Annotated in this window: 12 protein-coding genes; 4 read left to right on the top strand and 8 right to left on the bottom strand. The window is 39.2% G+C overall.

All coding sequences use genetic code 11. From position 1 onward, the window contains the following. Positions 1 to 771 precede the first annotated feature (771 nt). The 8 genes from B7E04_RS06780 to B7E04_RS06750 all read right to left on the bottom strand — a co-directional run bounded on the left by B7E04_RS06780 (position 772) and on the right by B7E04_RS06750 (position 13360). Positions 772 to 1098, bottom strand: a complete 327-nt coding sequence (locus B7E04_RS06780; RefSeq protein WP_228439844.1) for a VanZ family protein — start codon at positions 1096 to 1098, stop codon at positions 772 to 774. 25 nt (positions 1099 to 1123) lie between these two features. Beyond that, entirely contained in the window at positions 1124 to 1501 is a 378-nt protein-coding gene (gene gcvH / locus B7E04_RS06775) for a glycine cleavage system protein GcvH (RefSeq protein WP_062650582.1), read from the bottom strand. 109 nt (positions 1502 to 1610) lie between these two features. After that, positions 1611 to 8582, bottom strand: coding sequence for a T9SS outer membrane translocon Sov/SprA (gene sov / locus B7E04_RS06770; protein WP_080777927.1), 6972 nt, complete (start codon positions 8580 to 8582; stop codon positions 1611 to 1613). A gap of 57 nt (positions 8583 to 8639) precedes the next feature. Further along, complete coding sequence (gene ruvA, locus B7E04_RS06765) at positions 8640 to 9224, bottom strand: Holliday junction branch migration protein RuvA (protein ID WP_080777926.1); 585 nt, start codon at positions 9222 to 9224, stop codon at positions 8640 to 8642. A 167-nt stretch (positions 9225 to 9391) separates the two neighbouring features. Continuing rightward, positions 9392 to 9592: a bacteriocin-like protein gene (locus tag B7E04_RS21930; protein ID WP_139785352.1), complete on the bottom strand. Its 201-nt coding sequence runs from the start codon at positions 9590 to 9592 to the stop codon at positions 9392 to 9394. A gap of 273 nt (positions 9593 to 9865) precedes the next feature. Continuing rightward, positions 9866 to 12154 carry an NADP-dependent malic enzyme gene (locus B7E04_RS06760; RefSeq protein WP_080777925.1) on the bottom strand — a complete coding sequence of 763 codons (2289 nt, stop codon included), beginning with the start codon at positions 12152 to 12154 and terminating at the stop codon, positions 9866 to 9868. Between the two features lie 16 nt (positions 12155 to 12170). Further along, positions 12171 to 13022: a BadF/BadG/BcrA/BcrD ATPase family protein gene (locus B7E04_RS06755; RefSeq protein ID WP_080777924.1), complete on the bottom strand. Its 852-nt coding sequence runs from the start codon at positions 13020 to 13022 to the stop codon at positions 12171 to 12173. A gap of 74 nt (positions 13023 to 13096) precedes the next feature. Continuing rightward, complete coding sequence (locus B7E04_RS06750; RefSeq protein WP_062650592.1) at positions 13097 to 13360, bottom strand: hypothetical protein; 264 nt, start codon at positions 13358 to 13360, stop codon at positions 13097 to 13099. A gap of 594 nt (positions 13361 to 13954) precedes the next feature. Between B7E04_RS06750 and B7E04_RS06745 the strand changes: the two genes are divergently transcribed. The 4 genes from B7E04_RS06745 to B7E04_RS06730 all read left to right on the top strand — a co-directional run bounded on the left by B7E04_RS06745 (position 13955) and on the right by B7E04_RS06730 (position 17678). Continuing rightward, a complete protein-coding gene (locus B7E04_RS06745) occupies positions 13955 to 14413 on the top strand; it encodes a GtrA family protein (protein WP_080777923.1) in 459 nt (152 codons plus the stop codon). Between the two features lie 3 nt (positions 14414 to 14416). After that, positions 14417 to 15145 carry a lysophospholipid acyltransferase family protein gene (locus B7E04_RS06740; RefSeq protein ID WP_080777922.1) on the top strand — a complete coding sequence of 243 codons (729 nt, stop codon included), beginning with the start codon at positions 14417 to 14419 and terminating at the stop codon, positions 15143 to 15145. 39 nt (positions 15146 to 15184) lie between these two features. Then, on the top strand, positions 15185 to 16630 hold the full coding sequence (locus tag B7E04_RS06735; protein ID WP_080777921.1) for an MFS transporter: 1446 nt from the start codon (positions 15185 to 15187) through the stop codon (positions 16628 to 16630). Positions 16631 to 16721: 91 nt separating this feature from the next. Further along, positions 16722 to 17678, top strand: coding sequence for a DUF3810 domain-containing protein (locus tag B7E04_RS06730; RefSeq protein ID WP_228439838.1), 957 nt, complete (start codon positions 16722 to 16724; stop codon positions 17676 to 17678). Positions 17679 to 18287 lie beyond the last annotated feature (609 nt).

The following is an 18287-nucleotide window of genomic DNA, read 5'->3' as shown; positions in this document are numbered from 1 at the left end:
GATCTTTGTTCTTTCCGCTTTAATAAAGAACTTTTTTCTGTCGTTCTGTTCCTTATTTGCGGTTGCAAAAGTAATTATTTATTTTCTAATGACAAAATGTTTTTGAAGAAAATTTTAAAGTTTTTTTTTAGTAACCTTAACCTCTTTTAAAAACCCTATCCTTATCTACTCCTGCGCCCCGGCGAACCGGACTGCAAAGATACAAACTTTTTTAAATCCCACAACTTTTATCTGAATAAAAATTAAAAGCTTTTTTCTTTGTATCCTTTTTAAGTAGTTTAAATAATTTCGCTTCTTTAATAGCTCTCCTGCGCTTACCAAATACTCTCGTTTTCAGTGGGGCAAAGATACATCCTTATCTACACACAAAACAAGTTTATTTAACATAAAATTCATATACAGCGAGGATTGGGGATAAGTATTCTTGTAAGGTTCTGGTTTAAAATTACATATATCAAAGTTAGAGTTATTAACAATTGTTGTTTACAAGTAAGAGGAGTCGAGAATGAGGTGAAGATGAAGGCTAAGATTAAGCAGGGTTGGGGGAAATCTCTCGCAGATCTGGCAAATGATGCAGATTTTTAGTTATTCAATTATTATCCTGGAATGGATTAAGTTTGGTTAAAGCCGTTTTATTTTATTAATAGTGAAAGCGGGCTAAAGCCAACCGCTATTGAATAAGCGCAAGAATTGAATTGAACAGTTTAAAAGTCATTGCGAAAGATCCGGAGTTATCCCCAATCTTCAAATATGAATATAATGATGTTTAACCTAGAAAAAACGTTTAACCAATACCTTATAAATATAATACCCGATCAGGCATCCGATGGTATCAGCCACAATATCCAGAGACTCCATGGATCTGCCCAGTCCCATTTCTTCCTGAAAGATTTCCGTAAGAAAGGCATATATAAGGATGATCTGAAAGAAATATGAGAATTTGATTTTGGGGAAAGCAGCAATGAAGGAGAACCCAAGCATTGCAAATATGCTCACATGCAGAACTTTATCAATCCCGGAGAACATAAACCAGTATTCCTGGTTCTCTGTACCCGGCTTGAGGAGCATATAAGTAAGAAATGCCCAATAAATGGGCAATATCTTACTGAATATTTTTGAAATCTTATCCAATGATAGCCTGATATTCTTCTGCTGTAAGAAGTTCTGACTGGTCTGCACCATCAGCAAGCTCTAATTTAATGATCCATCCGTCTCCATATGGGTCTGTATTTAGCAGCTCGGGCTGATCTTCAAGGTCTGAATTAAATTCAATTACTTTTCCGGCAATAGGCAGGAATAAATCTGAAACAGTCTTTACCGCTTCTACACTTCCGAAAACAGCTCCACCTTCAAGATCATCATCTACCGTATCTACATCTACATATACGATATCGCCAAGCTCTCCCTGTGCGAAGTCTGTAATACCGATGGTAGCAACATTTCCTTCAATCTTGATCCATTCGTGATCTTTCGTGTACTTTAATTCTGATGGTGTATTCATTTTAATTTTTATTTTATACAAATGTATTCAAAATAATACTAGCTTCAAATATAGGATATAAAAAATGTCCTTCAAAATTGAAGGACATTTACTGTTTATTTTATTTTGTTTAGAAACCACCGCCTGAGTCCCCAAATGTAAAGGTAGCAGACAATCCGGCTCTAATGGTAGACAGTGGGAATGCTGTTGATATTTTATACTTGGATGTCATCTGTTCGTAGAATACTCTCAGGTTTAGATTTTCAGATACATTGTAGTCTGCAGAAATTTTAATATTCATGAGTTTCTGGCCTCCGGTGATCTGTGAATCATTTAACAGGATATTCATGATAGAGGTTTTGCTGTCTCTAAGTGAAATATCTCCCCTGATGTTTAGATCGCTTCCTTTTCCTCTTGACCCTCTTGTGTTGGCCATTCCTAATCTGAAGTTCTTCACAATATATCCCAGCCTTACTACATATTCCGTATTGGAATCTTCAGTCAGGGTATGGTTTACCAATCCAAGCAATAACATTCTGTTTCTGTTATACTGAATTCCGAACTGCATATTGTTTCTCATGGTAACATCTATACCGATCAGCGGTGAGAAGGATTCTACATAACCTACCTGCGAGAAGGTAAACGGATTGATATAATCATTATTCACATCAAATGCATTTCCACCTGAAATTCTGTTAAAGTAATCAATACTTGACTGGATTCCTGTAGCCGTATAGGTTGCCGTATATCCATGAAGTATATCAAATTTAGAAAACTGCCCGTTAATAATCGGAAGATTCCTTAAACCGGAATAAGTAACTTTCCAGTTTGGAATAGGTATTCCGGCTTTTCTGGCATTCCCCATCTGCTTAACGGATTTGCCTTCTACAGCCGCCCTGAATGCGGGAATCAATACATAAGCATTGGCAATACTATAGTGATCGGCAAAACCATCACTATTCAGCACTTCTCCAATTCCCATCTGACGGGAAAGTGCCATTGCATTAGCCCGGATCGCCTGATAAACTGCCTGGGTTTCTTTGAACGATGTTTTAAGAAGTACCACAGAATTGGAATAGGTCACCTGATCATTGGCAAATGCATAATCATGATTAGCTGTCCGAAGATTATTACGGTTGTTGAATCCGGTCTGAGAGAAGTTCCTGTTGTAATTATGCAGGGCACTCAGATCAATCCTGAAATCATTAATTGGCATGATCTGTAAATTGGCTCTTAGCTCTCTCGTGGACATCTTGACGTAAGGATCGGTCATATAAGGCGAATCGCTCACCCATCCATTTTCAAGTACAGTTCTTCTGATATCGGCCTGGGACCCGAAAAGGAATCCGATAGTAGGACCTCCCAACGTCTGGCCGTAACCATACATATTCGGAGCTGAAAGTAAGCCCGGAAGCACTGTTCCGTTGTTTTCAGAATAATTAATATCCAACTGTTTGAATGATGTCAGTAAGAATGCTGTACTCTGAAGCACTGTCAGCTTATTTTTGAATTTATACTTTTTATATCTGAATCTCTTTTTCTCCCACTGCTGAGTGTACGCGTTATTCAGGGAGTCAATTTCCTGCTTACGCTTCTGCAGTTTGGCGGAGATATTTTTAAAATATTTAAACTGGCCGAAGAACTTCGGAAGGTCTGCAGTAGCAGTAGCCTGAATTATATTGGTATTCTGCCCTACCGAACCTAAGCTTCCTTCCGGACTTGAAAGGAGTGCCGTAGATCTTGCATTCCAGTTATAGGTCATTCCGTATCCCACTTCTGCATCAATGAAGTCAAGATATGGAAGGTATTGGAATGGCAGCTTATAATTCAACTGAACTCTATGGTTGTACAATACCGGTCTACCTGCCCTGAATACGTTTCCAAAGATGGATTTATTATTCATTCCATTCACATCTACATCATCGTTAAGGGTTCTGGTTGCAGAATTGATCTCAAGCTTTAACGATTTTGTAAAGTTGAATCCTAAACCATACTGCCATCCGAAGAAGAAGTTCCTGTTTTTGATTGCAGAGAAACTATCTCCTGTATTTCCGCTAAGAATTGCTTCCACATTACGGAATTCAAGTTCATTGTAATTCCTGTCTATTTCCGTTCTGAAAGATAGTCTGGTAGGAATAGGATTGAAATTGAATTCTTTGACCCATCTCAGATACTTCGTTGATTTGGCCGTATCACTGATCATCTTGTTGAAAGGCTTGATCACCCACGGTTTGAAAGTATAGTTATAATCCACATATCCTCTAAGATACTGTCTGTAATTTTTGGATGTATAGATGTCTCTGAAATAATCATCATTATATACTGCCGTTACAGAAACGTTTTCAATATCATAGAATTTAGGCTTCTTATTTGGGTTTACTCTCTCTTTGTGCATGTTCACAATCCCGATACTTCTCTGCTGTGTGTAGGTTCTTGCTACTTTTTTCAGTTGTTCTTTATTGGCGGCCTTACTGAATTCCACATCGGTATCAAGAGGATTGTATTTCGGATCCTCAATAGTCTGGGAGTAAGAATAGTTTAAAGGAATTTTCATTCCGCTTTTTTCAGGAAGGAATTTATCTACATTCACCGCGGTATTGATACTGAATGCCGATTGTGTAGACTGGTTTCTCTCTGCCGGTTTTGAATCTATATTCCCGAAACCTACCGAGGTATATGAAGCATTGGTATTAACGGTTGCAAAATCTCCCAGGTTAAAATTCAAACTTGCATTTCCTGCATATCCGCCATCATTTTCAATTTCGGAAAGGCGAATCTCGTTTACCCAGAGAATTCTTGTAATTGAATTTAACCTGCTGGTATTTCTTACCCCAATCATAATGGTTGTAACGTTTCCTAGACTAGGACGTCCTTTGATATAAATCCTTTTATTTTCATCACCGAAAACAGGATCCTGTTCTCTGTTAACAATATTATTCGTGCTCTTATCTCTTCGGATCTTGGCATCAACAAAGTTTTGGATGTCAAAATCTATATTATTTTCAATAGGCCATATTTCCAAAGGTGCTGTTGCAAGTTTTGGAGTAAGCATCATTGAAGATTCATACTCATAATAGTTATCCGTAGCATCGCTACCGAAACGGATGAAGAATTTAGAATCCTGATCCAGTCCCTGAGTTCTATCCGTTGGATCCTGAGCGTGTACAAAAAGTTTAAGTTTTTTGTATCTTCTCATATCCAGTGTTGTATTTTTGAATACCCCTCTTGCTTCTCCGGCAAGATTATCTACCTTCATGTAAAGCGAGGCTTCATTCTGTCTTTGTGCTCCAGCATTTCCGCTCAACACCTGTCTGTCAATTCCCGGAGGCAGTACATAAGGAGGTTGGTTCAGGGCATTTTCCTCAATATTTACACTTCCTACCTCGAAGTTATTATTTTCTGCAATTCCTACACCTTCCTGATCTGAACTTACTGTTGGACTTGCAATCTTATTCGGATATCTTCTCCAGTCCGATCTTACCAGGTCCATGGTCCCGAATCGTATGGTAGAAGTATTTTCAAAGCCCGTCATCATTAATCTCGCAAATCTTACGTTGTTAAGAACTGATGCACTTTTTTCTCCTTCCGCTTCTGTTTCTGCATATTTTGAAACCGGAATTCTGAACAGGTACCATTTTACATCTGAAGTCTGTCCGTTCTGGAAGGTAGCCTTTACGGTTTTTACATCTACAATATTATTTGTTCCTAAAGCAAGACTTGGCTTATCAAGTCTTACAATATATTCGTTGTAGCTTTCCGTCTGATCAAGGTTGTAATCCTTGTTGATATCTTCTGCATCCGGAGTCTGTGAAGCCACTTCCAGTGAATTGGCCTGAGAGTTTCCTTCCGGATTTCTGAAATATTTATACCTCTGAACAAGAGATGAAGCCTGGTTTCCTGTAAATCTATCAGACATAAAGAACACAAAGTCATCTACTGCAGGGTCAGCCAGGTTGGTTACGGGATTCACAAATGTGTTCCCGAATCTCGCAGCTTCCTGATCAGAGCTTAAGCCGTCATATCCGGAATCCTGTGCTCTTCTGTCGTCTCCTTCGCTGGAGAATGCATAAAGGATAGGTGGCTGTTTTGGCTGTACTCCCCAGTTAGAAGTGGTTGTTGTAGAAGGTGCTCCCGGCGTTGGAAGACCGTTTTCATACTGCATTTTTCCATCTTTCAGGATATCTTCCGAAACGTTTCCTAACTGAAGCAAAAGTCTCGCCCTGTCACCTAAAGTATTTCCATCTGCATAAGGATCCATCATCCAGAATTCAACATATTCAATGTTTGAGTTCACAAAGTTGGAAACACTGATCGGTCTCATGATCCCCGCCCATCTTGAACTTGCTGTTTCTGAACCGGGATTTACGTTATAAGGACCTTTTTCCTGAGGATAGTATGAGATATCCAGGGTATTGGTAAAGGTTTGCTCACCTGCTACAAAGTCCCTGTTGTTATAAATTTCAGAGTACTGAACTCTTCTGGATGCGTGGTTGGAAACCGACTGCGGCGTAATTCCCGCCGGAGCTCTACCTCCCACTCCCCAGAATCTTGGGTCAATATTATACCATGAAAGAAGCCCTCTACCGTAACCGCTGGTCAGCGCATCATCGGCAGGTGCCCCGTTAAACGGAGCGGCGAGATTTTTCTCCGGTCTTGAAGCTAAACTCCATGCTGCAGGTTCTTTTAATGATATTTTAGAAGTAGTTTGTTCAAAATCGTCTACATAGGACTGATCATTTGTTCCTTTATTAAGTCCCGGAAGCAGGTAAGCGGCTTCCATCTTAAAGTTCAGATTGGACGGCGCTTCCGTATTGATCAGCGGGATCTTGTCTGTCAGCCTAGTCAGGAAAGGAACCTGATTGTTGTACATCATGTTGATCCCGGCCATGGTATTATTTACGGCTTCCTGTCCATAGTTTACTTTTTGGGTAAGCGGAGATTCGGAGTAATTCACAACGGTTCCGCCCAGTATAAAGTTTTCGCTGAATCTTCTTTCTAAATTTAAACCTAAGAATCTTTTTCTCTGGGTATTAAAGGTCAATTGATTTTCGAGTGAGATATTGATTGCCTGTCCGGACTGTTTAACGTTTTCGTTGATGATCGTTACCGTTCCAAGCATATAGTCTACGGTATAGTCTACTCCTTCCGTCAGCTGAACACCGTTCGCAGAAACTTTTACAGATCCCTGTGGTACGTTGACAGCTCCAAGAGAAATCCCCTGTCCCTGGGTTCCTTTATACCGTCCTTCAATGGTATACCGCTGGGCAAGGTTACTGGCAGAAGCTACCTGTTTCTGCTGCGTATACAGATCGTTGAAGACAAACTGCTGATCATTACTCCCTATCTGGCTCTGCATAAAGGCTCCGAAAGGTTTTACTTTGGTGAAGATGATCCTTCCCGTTTCCGGCCGGATGGTGATTCCGTTCACAAAGTCAAAAATACCATCCCCTACTACACCGCTGCTGGCCTGGACGTCACCGTTCATGTTCAGACGGTCCCAGTTAAATAGCTTCAGTAAGTTTTTATCCTGAACAGCGGTACCCGGCAGGTAATTTACTTTACCTCCGGTTTTTGGATCCCTGTAGAAAACGTTAAGAATAAATCCGTCCTGTGCTACCTGGCCTGCATCGATAGAATAGATGTTCTTCATCATCAGGTCCCACATCGGAGACTGGGTATTCACTTTGTTGTTTACTCTAAGGACTTTGGTTACCAGCACCGGGCTTTCTTCGGAGAATTCCCCTACTTTATACACTTTGTTGGTTCCGTCCGTATAGGAGTAAGAAACGGCCAGAAGCTGGTTTTCGTTCAGTTTCTGATTTAATGAGATATATCCTAACTGAGGCTGTAATGTATATTCATTGGCATTCAGCCTTCTTGCTTTGGTATTGAAAATAAATTGTTCTCCGTTGTCATACGGCTGTGTACTTCCCGGGAACATCTGCCCCTGGAAGGTTGTCGCATAGTTTTTACCGGCCTCTCTCGGCCCGATTGCTGCACTAATAGACTGGTACAATCCATTCTGTGAGTTATCCGGCAGTCCGGAAGCACCTTCTCCCAGATCCCTGATCCCGACAATACTTTTCTGGTAAGCCAGGTTGCTGTTTCCCTGATCGAGCACCCAGACCTCCAATCTGGTGATATTGATCGTGGAACTGATCTGCGGATAATTGAGCAATGAATTGTCATATTTATCCAGGAAATAATGACCTAGGAAAAAGTGCTGGTTATCTTCATAGTCAATAGCGTTGACTTTAAAGTTGTTCATTACTCCTCCGCCCTGAACTACGATATTTCTGGCTTCACCCTGCTGCTGGGAGAGCACTACGGTTCCGTAAGTCTTTCCTAACTGAAATTCCGTTTTCACCCCGAACAGGGATTGAGATCCACGGATAAGGCTGGTAGACAGCGGCATATTAACGTTACCGAATTCCACCCTTTTGATGATCTTATCTTCTCCTCCTGCGTTGGGTTTATCCACATCTCCCAGACCTTTGGTCTGAAGGTCTTTCCAGCTTCCTTTAGCCTGCCACACGAGGTTCATCCTGTTCTCAAATGCAAAACCGCTCTGGGTATCATAATTGGCTTTTAACTGAAGGTTTTCCCCTACTTTTCCTAATAAACCAAGCTGTATTCTCTGATCGATATCGAAGTTGAAACTCGTCCTGTTCTGAGGTAAAATCAGCGGGTTATCAATTTTCTGATACAGTCCTGCAAAGTCCAGTGAGGCATATCCTGAAGGAATGATCTCAATTTTATTACTTCCGAAAATGGTTTCAAAGAGCCTGTTATTAATCATCAGAGCCGGTATGAGCCCTTTCTTACGGGCGTCTGATCTGTCTCTTCTGAAAAGGAGGTTATATTTATCGGATTTCTCTTTGTAATAAGCTCTGGATTGGGTCGCGAGCATAAATTCCTTATACTCTTCCGGGGACATCGCGGTAGGAGGTCCGGTGAATGTATTTCCAATTTTGGGATACACGTAATACATTCCTGTTTTGATATCATAAAAGGCCTCATACCTCGTGGGATCGGCCAGTGCGTAATCTTTCTTGATGATGGCAGTATCACGTACCTGCTGTGCAAAGGTAGTTACTGACATGCATAGGAACGACAGGAACAATAGTATTTTGAGATGCTTGTTATTCGCCACCAAATGTTAAATATTTTTTAAAATTTGTTTTACCAATTCTTCTACGGAGATCTCCGGATTCTGTTTCATCATTCTGTCTGCGATCTTCTCGCTCATGCGTTTCGGGATTCCTAAAACTTCTAATGCAGATAACGATTCTTCCTTCACTTTATTATCCGCAAAAGCAGAAATATTTTCGTCTGTAACGCTGAATTTTTGGACTTTATCTTTCAAATCCACGATGATTCTTTCAGCGGTTTTGGCCCCAATTCCTTTTGCTTTCTGAATGAGTGCACTGTTCCTGGAAAGGATGGCCGAAGCGATCTCTTCAAGGCTTAAAGTGGAAAGAAGTATGAGGGCTGAAACGGCTCCAACTCCGTTAACGCTTATTAACAGATTGAACATTTCTTTTTCTGAACGTGTGTTAAACCCAAAAAGAAGATGTGCATCTTCCCGGATGATTTGTTGTGTAAACAGAAATGCCGGCTTATTCAGGGCCAGAGCCTGGGAGGTCATCAAACTGATACCTACATAGTAACCAACTCCTTGTACGTTGATCACTGCGTAGGCGGGCGTAAGTTCTTGAACACTGCCTTGTAAGGAAAATATCATTATTAATTTTTAAAACTCCCAAATATAGCAATTTAAACTAATTAATATTTTCATTTCATGCACGAATGAGTTTTAACTTAAATTTTGACTGTACATTCAAGGAATTCCTATAAATTATAAAACCTATCCAAAAGGACAGGTTTATGTTTTAAATAGAGTGATTCATCTTAAGGATTGATATCAAAGCATGTGGTAAGATGACATGGGCCCTGAACACAAGTTGCGGTACAGCCGTTTACCGCACACATCTGACCCTGAGACGGAAGACAGTAATACGTTCCATCCGGAGACTGAATAGGCTGACTTCTAGGTCCTGCTCCAGTAATTTGCTTTAAATTCTCTCTTGACAATCTTTTAATGTTTTTCATAGTAAATTTTTTTTTGACAATCGTAAATGTATTTATTTTTCTGTAAAAAACAATAAAATTATTTAAAATTTATTTTTTAAGACACTACTAATTGTCTTAAATTAAAAGAAACAACAACTGTTTAAGCCTCTGTTTTAGGGATATTTTTATGTTTTCATTTCTATCATCAGCAACATGATACAATCACCATCTTATGATATAATAGTATATTTAACATAAAAAAAGCAGCACACAAAATTTTGTATACTGCTTTTTATCTTTAAGGTCAATTCTTTATTTCTTGTTTTCTCTTCTCTGAGCGTCAAGAACCGCTACAGTGGCCAGGTTTACAATTTCGTCTACGCTTGAACGCATCTGTAAAACGTGTACCGGCTGTTTCAGTCCCATCAGAATCGGGCCGATTACCTGGGCTACTTTCATTCCTCTGATGATCTTGTAGGAAAGATTCGCACTTTCAAGATTCGGAAAAACGAAGGTATTTGCAGGTGTGGTTCCTAATTTTGAGAAGGGATAATCACTCAAATGATCTGCATTCATCGCAAAATCCGGCTGAATTTCTCCATCAACCACCATTTTAGGATATTTCTCGTGAAGGATGCTTACTGCTTTGGCTACTTTTTTGGAAGTATCTGAAATGGCAGCAAAGTTTTCGAAACCAAGCATGGCAATTCTCGGCTCTATGGCAAAAGATTTCACTGTAATTTCCGCCATTTTAGCAATGTTCACCAGGTCTTCCGCTGTAGGATTCTGGTTGATGGAAGTATCAGCGAAGAAAATCGGTTTCTTTTCTGAAAGGATCATCATCATGGCCGCTATTTTATCTACTCCTTTATCCTTTTCAATCACTTCCAGAACCGGACGAAGCACGGAGGTATAGTTTTTAGAGAAGCCAACGATAAGACCGTCTGTATCCCCATGTCTCAACATCAAAGGACCGAAATAATCTCTCTGGCGAACATATCTTTTAGCTTTGTACTCGTTCATTCCTTTTCTCTGGCGAAGTTTCCAAAGGGTTTCCCTGTATTTTTTTCTGTTTTCTTTCTGGTCGTCATCACTTGGATCAATAATTGGAACATCCAGACTGATTCCGAAACGTTCCATCTGTTCCTTGATGTATTTTTTATCTCCTAAAAGGCTCGGGAAGGCAATTCCTTCTTCGTAAAGGATCTGTGCTGCTTTCAAAACGTTATATTCTTCAGCGTTTCCTAAGGTAATTCTTTTCGGATTGGATTTTGCACGGCTCTGCATCATTCTTACCAGCTTCTCATCTCTTCCCATTCTGTCCAATAGCTGGTTTTCGTATTCTTCGAAGTCTTCGATATTTTTTCCGGCAATACCGCTTTCAATGGCTGCTTTTGCTACCGCACTGGATACTTTGGTGATCAGCCTGTTGTCAAACGGTTTCGGAATGAAATACTCTCTTCCAAACTGTAAGTTCTGAACATTGTAAGCAAGAATTACGGCTTCCGGTACCGGTTCTTTAGCAAGGTCTGCAATAGCATGGACGGCTGCCAACTTCATCTCTTCATTAATTCCTGTTGCCTGAACATCCAGAGCACCACGGAAAATGTAAGGGAATCCAAGTACGTTGTTCACCTGATTAGGATAGTCACTTCTTCCTGTTGCCATGATCACATCTTTACGGGTTTCAATCGCAAGATCGTAGGCAATTTCAGGATCAGGATTGGCCAGGGCAAAAACGATGGGGTTCTCATTCATGCCGGAAAGCATGTCAGGAGTCATCACGTTTCCTTTGGATAGACCGATAAAGACATCGGAGCCTTTTACAGCATCTTCAAGAGTTTCAATATCTGTTTGAGCTATAAAGTCTAATTTTTCAGGAGTAAGGTTTTCCCTTTTATGATTGATTACACCTTTACTGTCGCACATCAGGACGTTTTCTCTTTTCAGTCCTAAGGAAATATACAGATTGGTACAGGCAATGGCAGCCGCTCCGGCTCCGTTCACCACCATTTTTACTTCTCCGATGTTTTTACCGGCAATCTGCAGGGCATTGATCAGGGCAGCAGCAGAAATAATCGCTGTTCCGTGCTGATCATCGTGCATTAATGGAATATCAAGCTCTTCTTTCAGTTTCTGCTCAATATAGAATGCTTCAGGGGCTTTAATATCTTCAAGGTTAATTCCTCCGAATGTAGGAGCAATCCCTTTTACAATCTGAATGAATTTATCCGGATCTTTTTCATTAATCTCAATATCAAAAACGTTGATATCCGCAAAGATCTTGAATAAAAGACCTTTTCCTTCCATTACGGGTTTTGAAGCTTCCGCTCCGATATCTCCCAATCCCAGTACAGCCGTTCCGTTTGAAATTACAGCTACCAGGTTTCCTTTTCCTGTATAATCGTATACGGTTTCCGGCTTATCATGGATCTCCATACAAGGAACTGCCACCCCCGGTGAGTACGCCAATGACAGGTCTCTTTGGGACGAGTGCGGTTTTGAAGGGATAACTTCGATCTTTCCTTTAGGTTCAGCTTTATGATAATCTAACGCGGCCTGATTAAAGTTCTTTTCGTCGCGGTGGGTTTTACTTGACATAGAATTTTGTTTTTTATTAAAGTATATACTTAATATGGTAGTCTACTAAACTTTCGATAGGTTTGCGGACCACGTGGCCCACATTTAAATGAAATTCTTCCGCTACAGAACGGAGAATATGCTCATAGTAATAAGCAATAGAGCCGATGAAATTGATCTCAGCATCTTTTGATTCTTTATAGGGAATAACCTGATACTCGAAGAAGTTTTTCATTTCTTGGTATACCATATTCTGAAAATAAGGATGATCCTTTCTTTCGATGACAAATTTGTTGAAATCCGCCAGCCAGGCATTAGGTCTCGGACTGTGATACATGTTTTGCAGAGCATCTTCTATTTTTAATCCATAGCTCCGGTCAAATTCCGCATGAAGATCTTCCGGCAGTTTTTTCATAAAGTATCTGCGTACCAATTGTTTTCCAATAGCACTTCCGCTTCCTTCGTCCCCCATCAGAAATCCCAGGGAAGGAAGTTCTATTTTCAGATTTTCACCGTCAAAATAGCAGGAATTGGATCCCGTTCCCAAAATACAGACTACAGCGGGCTTTCCATTGTAAGCAGCATAAGCAGCGGCCATAAGATCTTCTCTTACTACCATTTCAGCTTTTGTGAATACTTTTTTCAATTCTTCTTCTATGGTTTCGCAGTTTTTTTTCACGCCGCAGCCTGAACCATAAAAAAAGATTTTGGTAATGGAATTTTTAACCAGTATAAGGCTGCTGTTCTTTTCTATTTCAGGAACAATGAGTTCCCTGTTGATAAAATTGGGATTAAAGCCGATGGTTTCTGTTTTTAAAAACACTTTTTTGAAATCATCAAGAATCACCCAATCCGATTTGGTAGAACCACTATCAACAATAGCAACCATATATTACATTTTAGTTTAAGGATGCTAAAATATGAATTTATCTTCAAATAGCGTTTAAAACGAAGGGGAAGCTTCTAATGTTTTATATCAGTTTTCTGACTGTTGAACTTTAAAAGCCAGTCTTCAATTTCGTCTTCCAGATAGGAGCTCTGGAGCATGATGGCATTGATAAAATCATCAGGTACAGGTTCGTTTGTAGAATTTTCAAGGTTCCACAATTCGTCTGCCATATTTTCATACTCTGAATACACTCTTTTGAAGCGGGAATTTTCTCTCTCAAGAGCCTCAATATTTTTTTGCTGAAGCTGGAATTTTCTGTATTTGTTTTGACTTTTCATACAAATATTATTATAAGTTGGGTCGTAAAAATTAGGGTAGTATGCGTTCTAGCGCACATTACAAGATAGAAAAAACCATCAACACAAAGAGTTGAAAATGAATTTATTATCAGGTCTTGGTTACATCATTCTGAATACTAAATTTAGAAATTATTTTGATTCAAAAAAAATAATTAACAACTTTTTTAATTGTTTAACATATGCTTATCACAATATTTCAGCGTCTCATTTTTCAAACCGCCTTCATTTCTTTACTGGGTAAGGGATTGTAATTTTGGCGGTCTATTTTTTATATTCATTATAAATTAATTTCCGGGATATTTTTTTATCATAATGGATTTTCTAAAAGCAAAGGGCGAAAAGGCAAATGTGCAAAATTGCTGAATCGCTATTAAGCCGGCAATTAAAGAGAGCCGTTGGGAATAATTGTTTCTTGAAGCAAAATTCTATATTCATTCACCAAAAAAAATCCATTTGCTTTTTCGCCTTTTTGCCTTTTCGCATCACATATCACTAAGGAGATGCTCAAATATTTCATTTTAAATAATCTTTTATTCTTACATTATTATAAATTTGCACTTTCATATATATTGAATGAGAGAATTACTAATACGCCAGAAACAGGTTTTGTTTTTCATTATAGCCGGAGGGCTCAGTGCTGTGGTAGAAATCGGAAGCTTCAAGGCATTCAGCACCTATCTGCCGCATTTTTTCTCAGGTGAAACCAATTTTCACGGCATCCACTATCCTTTAAGTAATATTTTCTCCACCAGCTGTGGGATCATCAGCAATTATTTCCTGAGTATCTGGTTTGTTTTTGAAAGAGGAAAGCATTCAAAAAGAAAGGAATTTGCTTATTTCATGGCTATCTCCTTTATTTCAACTTTATTAAGTTTAGGTTTCTTCCAGGTTTTTTACAGCTTTATATTTAAGGACAATATCAATTTGATTTTTTATACCTTAAGCCCGGAAATGATCAGTAAGATCGCAGCGATCCTCCTTGTTTCCATTCTTAATTATTCAGTAAAAAAGAAAGTAATTTTTAACGGTTAAGCAGTGACAAAAATTTTAAATTACCTCTGGAGATTCTGGCTTTTGCTACTGGCATTTGTCTTAACGGTTACCTTAGGAATTCCTGTCTATATTTTATCATTCAGTAAAAAGCATTATAAGTATGCTTACCAATTTATCCGGATCTGGTGTTTCGGCATGTTTTACGGGATGGGGCTGAGATATGATCTTATCAGGCTTTCCAATGACGAAAAAGACAAAAGCAAGCAGTATGTTTTCATTTCCAACCACACTTCTATCATGGACATCATGCTTACCTGCATCCTGATGCCCCACCACCCTATATGTTTTGTTGGTAAAAAAGAACTGGTAAAGATCCCGATTTTCGGCACCATATATAAAAGGATATGCGTAATGGTAGACCGCGGAAGTGCGAGAAGCCGCGCCGATGTCTACAGAAGATGCGCTGAAAAAATGGAAGAAGGCAACAGCATTGCCATATTTCCCGAGGGTGGCGTTCCGGATGACACTTCTGTTATCCTGGACGAATTTAAAGACGGCGCCTTTACTTTATCTTCAAAACACCACTCCCCGATTGCCGTTTATACTTTTATAGGATTAAAGGAAATTTTTCCTTTCGACAGCTCAAAAGGCTATCCCGGACGCGTAAAAGTGTACTTCAACGGGATCCTGGAACCTTCCGGTTCACCAAAAGACCTGAAAACCGAGGCTTATCAGGAGATAAAAAAAACGTTGCTGGAGCACTCTATTTAAAAGAAATAGTTATATTTGTTTGCGAAATTTTTAACAAACATGTCAAATTATTCTAAACAAACCAATTGGGGACAGTTTATTCCTCTGGTTACTGTGTTTTTTTTCTGGGGATTTGTTGCGGCAAGTAATGATATTCTGATCCCGGTATTCCAAAAAGCCTTTAAATTATCCCAAACCGAAAGTATGCTCGTACAGATCTGTTTTTACGTAGCTTACACAGTGGGGTCTTTAATTTATATGGTGGTTTCAAAAGGTTTGAAACAGGATCTGATCAACAAAATAGGCTACAAAAACGGCTTGATTTTGGGGCTTCTGATTTCTGCGGCCGGAACTTTATTATTTTATCCGGCAGCGAATATGGCATCGTTTCCGTTAATGATCTCCGGTTTATTCATTGTAGGGCTTGGGTTCTCTTTACAGCAGATCGTCGCCAATCCGTTGGCTATTGAAGTGGGTCCAACTGAAACGGGATCTCAAAGATTGACTATGGCGGGAGGAATTAATAACCTGGGAACTACCATAGGACCGCTTCTCGTGTCATTTGCTATTTTCGGTTCTGCCACTGCGGCTAATACGGAAGCCAGTATTGAGAGTGTGAAGATTCCTTATCTGATGCTGGGTGCCGCCTTCGTGCTGGTAGCCATTATGCTTAAATTTTCTTCACTTCCGGCAGTTACTCCTACCAATACCAAAGATACAGATGATGTTGTTCCGGGGGATCACAAAACCTCTGCCTTCCAGTATCCGCAATTGGTTATGGGTATGATCGCGATTTTTGTCTATGTGGGCGTAGAAGTTTCTACAGCAAGCAACCTTCCTGCGTATATGGAAAAAAGCTTAGGATTTGAGACGAAAGATGTAGCTCCATATATTTCATTGTACTGGGCATCTCTGATGATCGGCCGTTGGACAGGTGCTGTTGAAGCATTTGATCTGAGCGCCGGATTCAAAAAGATCTTAAGATTCCTTGCGCCTTATCTTGCTTTCGGGGTATTTTTACTGGTAAATGCGATTGCAAAGCATGACCTTTCCCCGTTCTATATTTACGGTGCTGTGATTATCGTGATGATCATCTGCGATATTATGAGCAAAGGAAATCCTGCAAGAATGCTTTTGATTTTCTCTGTAGCAGGGATCGCTGCTTTACTGATCGGAATGTTTACATCAGGAATGGTATCTGTGTATGCCTTTACAAGTGTAGGTCTATTCTGCTCTACGCTGTGGCCTTGTATCTTCGCCCTTGCCATCAACGGTCTTGGAAAACATACGAACCAGGGTTCCGGATTACTGATCATGATGATTATGGGAGGAGGTGTAGTAAGTTTAATCCAGGGATATATTGCTGATTTAACAACTATTCATATGAGTTATATCGTAGGTGTGATCTGTTTTGCTTATCTTGCGTTCTATGCAATCCGTGTAACAGGGATCTTAAAATCTCAGGGTATTGATCTGGACAAAATATCAAAAGGCAGTGGACATTAATACCATAAAAATAATATATAAAAAAAGGTTTTGGGCAGGTGTATTACTTGCCCAATTTCTTTTGTTCTATGGCTTCTCGAAATCAGGAGCAATGATTTCTTTCTTTGAACAGTTCTTTGAATGGCAGAAAAAAATTCATCAACAGCTCTTCAGCTGGATTCCTTTTTCCATTGGAGATCTTATCTATATTATATTGGGAATTTTCCTGTTGTACTGTATTGTTCTATGTTTTAAAAAGAAAAGCAGGAACGGGGCATTTTTAAAGCTTCTGATCACCATTAATATCTTTTACTTTATGTACCAGATCTTTTGGGGAATGCTGTATTTCCAGACGCCTATTATTAAGAAACTTTCCAGCCAGAAGGATCCGGAAACCGGCAAAGCAAAAGAACTGGCATTACGCTATCTGGAAAAGTGCAAAACAACCAGGGAATCTGTACGGGAGGATAAAAACGGAATCTTTGTTATGACCGACCTCAATGCTGTTCAGACCGAAATCCTTCAGCAGCAGGCAAAGCTTCCCCAATTTATTTCTGATAAACGAGCACCCCAGGTCAACTCTTTTAAATCCAGTCTTTTTAAAAGTGTCATGAATTTTACAGGCATACTGGGATATTATAATCCTTTTACAGCTGAAGCACAATACAATTCCAGGCTTCCGCATACTATGATCCCGTTTACATCTGCTCATGAGAGTTCGCACCAGCTTGGCTTTGCCAGAGAGCAGGAAGCCAATTTCATCGGCTACCTGATTGGTATTCATTCCAACAATCCGGACCTGAAATACAGCACTGAATATTTTACATTAAAAAGTCTTTTGAGGTTTATTGCAGAAGAAGACCCGAAATTTGTACAATCTGTTCTTAACAGCTATTCTCCTGCCATGAAAAGAGACCGCTTGTATGAACGGAGTTTTATTTTAAGACATCAGGGATGGCTTGATGATTTCTTTGGGTTTACAAATAATCTGTTCTTAAAAAGCAACCAGCAAGAGGGTGCCGTTACGTACTCCTACTTTATTGACCTTCTTTTGAACTACGAAAATTAACATAAAAAAAAGAATCGTATCAGGCGATACGATTCTAAAAACACAAATGATGAAAAAAAATTTATTACCTTGACTTGTTCCCTCATTCAAGGCGATGTAAAAGTACAACATATTTTATAATTACAAAAACATTTTTATCCTTTTTTCAAACTTTAAGAAAAATTTATGATTTTTTAAGTTTTTTTGAGTTTGTAACGGAGAATCACAACTTCATCAAAAAAAGCAATTCATTCATAATTCGTCATTTAAATTTTATTTCACCTAGTAAACCATCACAAAATTAAACAATTGTTTAATAATAAAACATTCCGTTTTTTTACATTTTTTTGAAAGGTAAAAATTAGAGTTATTTTCAAAAGAACGGATAAACATCAAAAAACCATTCAGATTTTATCCTGCACCAAAAATAACGCTCACTATTCGCCGGTAATTTTCCTTATTTTCAAATTTTAATAATTCAAAACCTTTATTTCATATCAATTACTTAGTTTTATTTCACAATTTTTTACCCGGTATGTTTTTCTTAAAAAAATTTCCGCTTCTTTAAGACATAGCGAGTGCTTCGAAACTATTTTACACCTTATCAAGCAGGATTCGAATTCAATTTAA

It is taken from the genome of Chryseobacterium phocaeense (genome assembly GCF_900169075.1).
Classification (GTDB): domain Bacteria; phylum Bacteroidota; class Bacteroidia; order Flavobacteriales; family Weeksellaceae; genus Chryseobacterium; species Chryseobacterium phocaeense.
This window is presented reverse-complemented; position numbering and strand designations above follow the sequence as displayed.

Excerpts from the sequence above, each read along its gene's own strand:
- gcvH (WP_062650582.1), bottom strand. The coding sequence starts at position 1,501 with ATGAATACACCATCAGAATTAAAGTACACGAAAGATCACGAATGGATC.
- sov (WP_080777927.1), bottom strand. The coding sequence starts at position 8,582 with ATGTCAGTAACTACCTTTGCACAGCAGGTACGTGATACTGCCATCATC.
- ruvA (WP_080777926.1), bottom strand. The coding sequence starts at position 9,224 with ATGATATTTTCCTTACAAGGCAGTGTTCAAGAACTTACGCCCGCCTAC.
- B7E04_RS21930 (WP_139785352.1), bottom strand. The coding sequence starts at position 9,592 with ATGAAAAACATTAAAAGATTGTCAAGAGAGAATTTAAAGCAAATTACT.
- B7E04_RS06760 (WP_080777925.1), bottom strand. The coding sequence starts at position 12,154 with ATGTCAAGTAAAACCCACCGCGACGAAAAGAACTTTAATCAGGCCGCG.
- B7E04_RS06755 (WP_080777924.1), bottom strand. The coding sequence starts at position 13,022 with ATGGTTGCTATTGTTGATAGTGGTTCTACCAAATCGGATTGGGTGATT.
- B7E04_RS06750 (WP_062650592.1), bottom strand. The coding sequence starts at position 13,360 with ATGAAAAGTCAAAACAAATACAGAAAATTCCAGCTTCAGCAAAAAAAT.
- B7E04_RS06745 (WP_080777923.1), top strand. The coding sequence starts at position 13,955 with ATGAGAGAATTACTAATACGCCAGAAACAGGTTTTGTTTTTCATTATA.
- B7E04_RS06735 (WP_080777921.1), top strand. The coding sequence starts at position 15,185 with ATGTCAAATTATTCTAAACAAACCAATTGGGGACAGTTTATTCCTCTG.
- B7E04_RS06730 (WP_228439838.1), top strand. The coding sequence starts at position 16,722 with ATGATTTCTTTCTTTGAACAGTTCTTTGAATGGCAGAAAAAAATTCAT.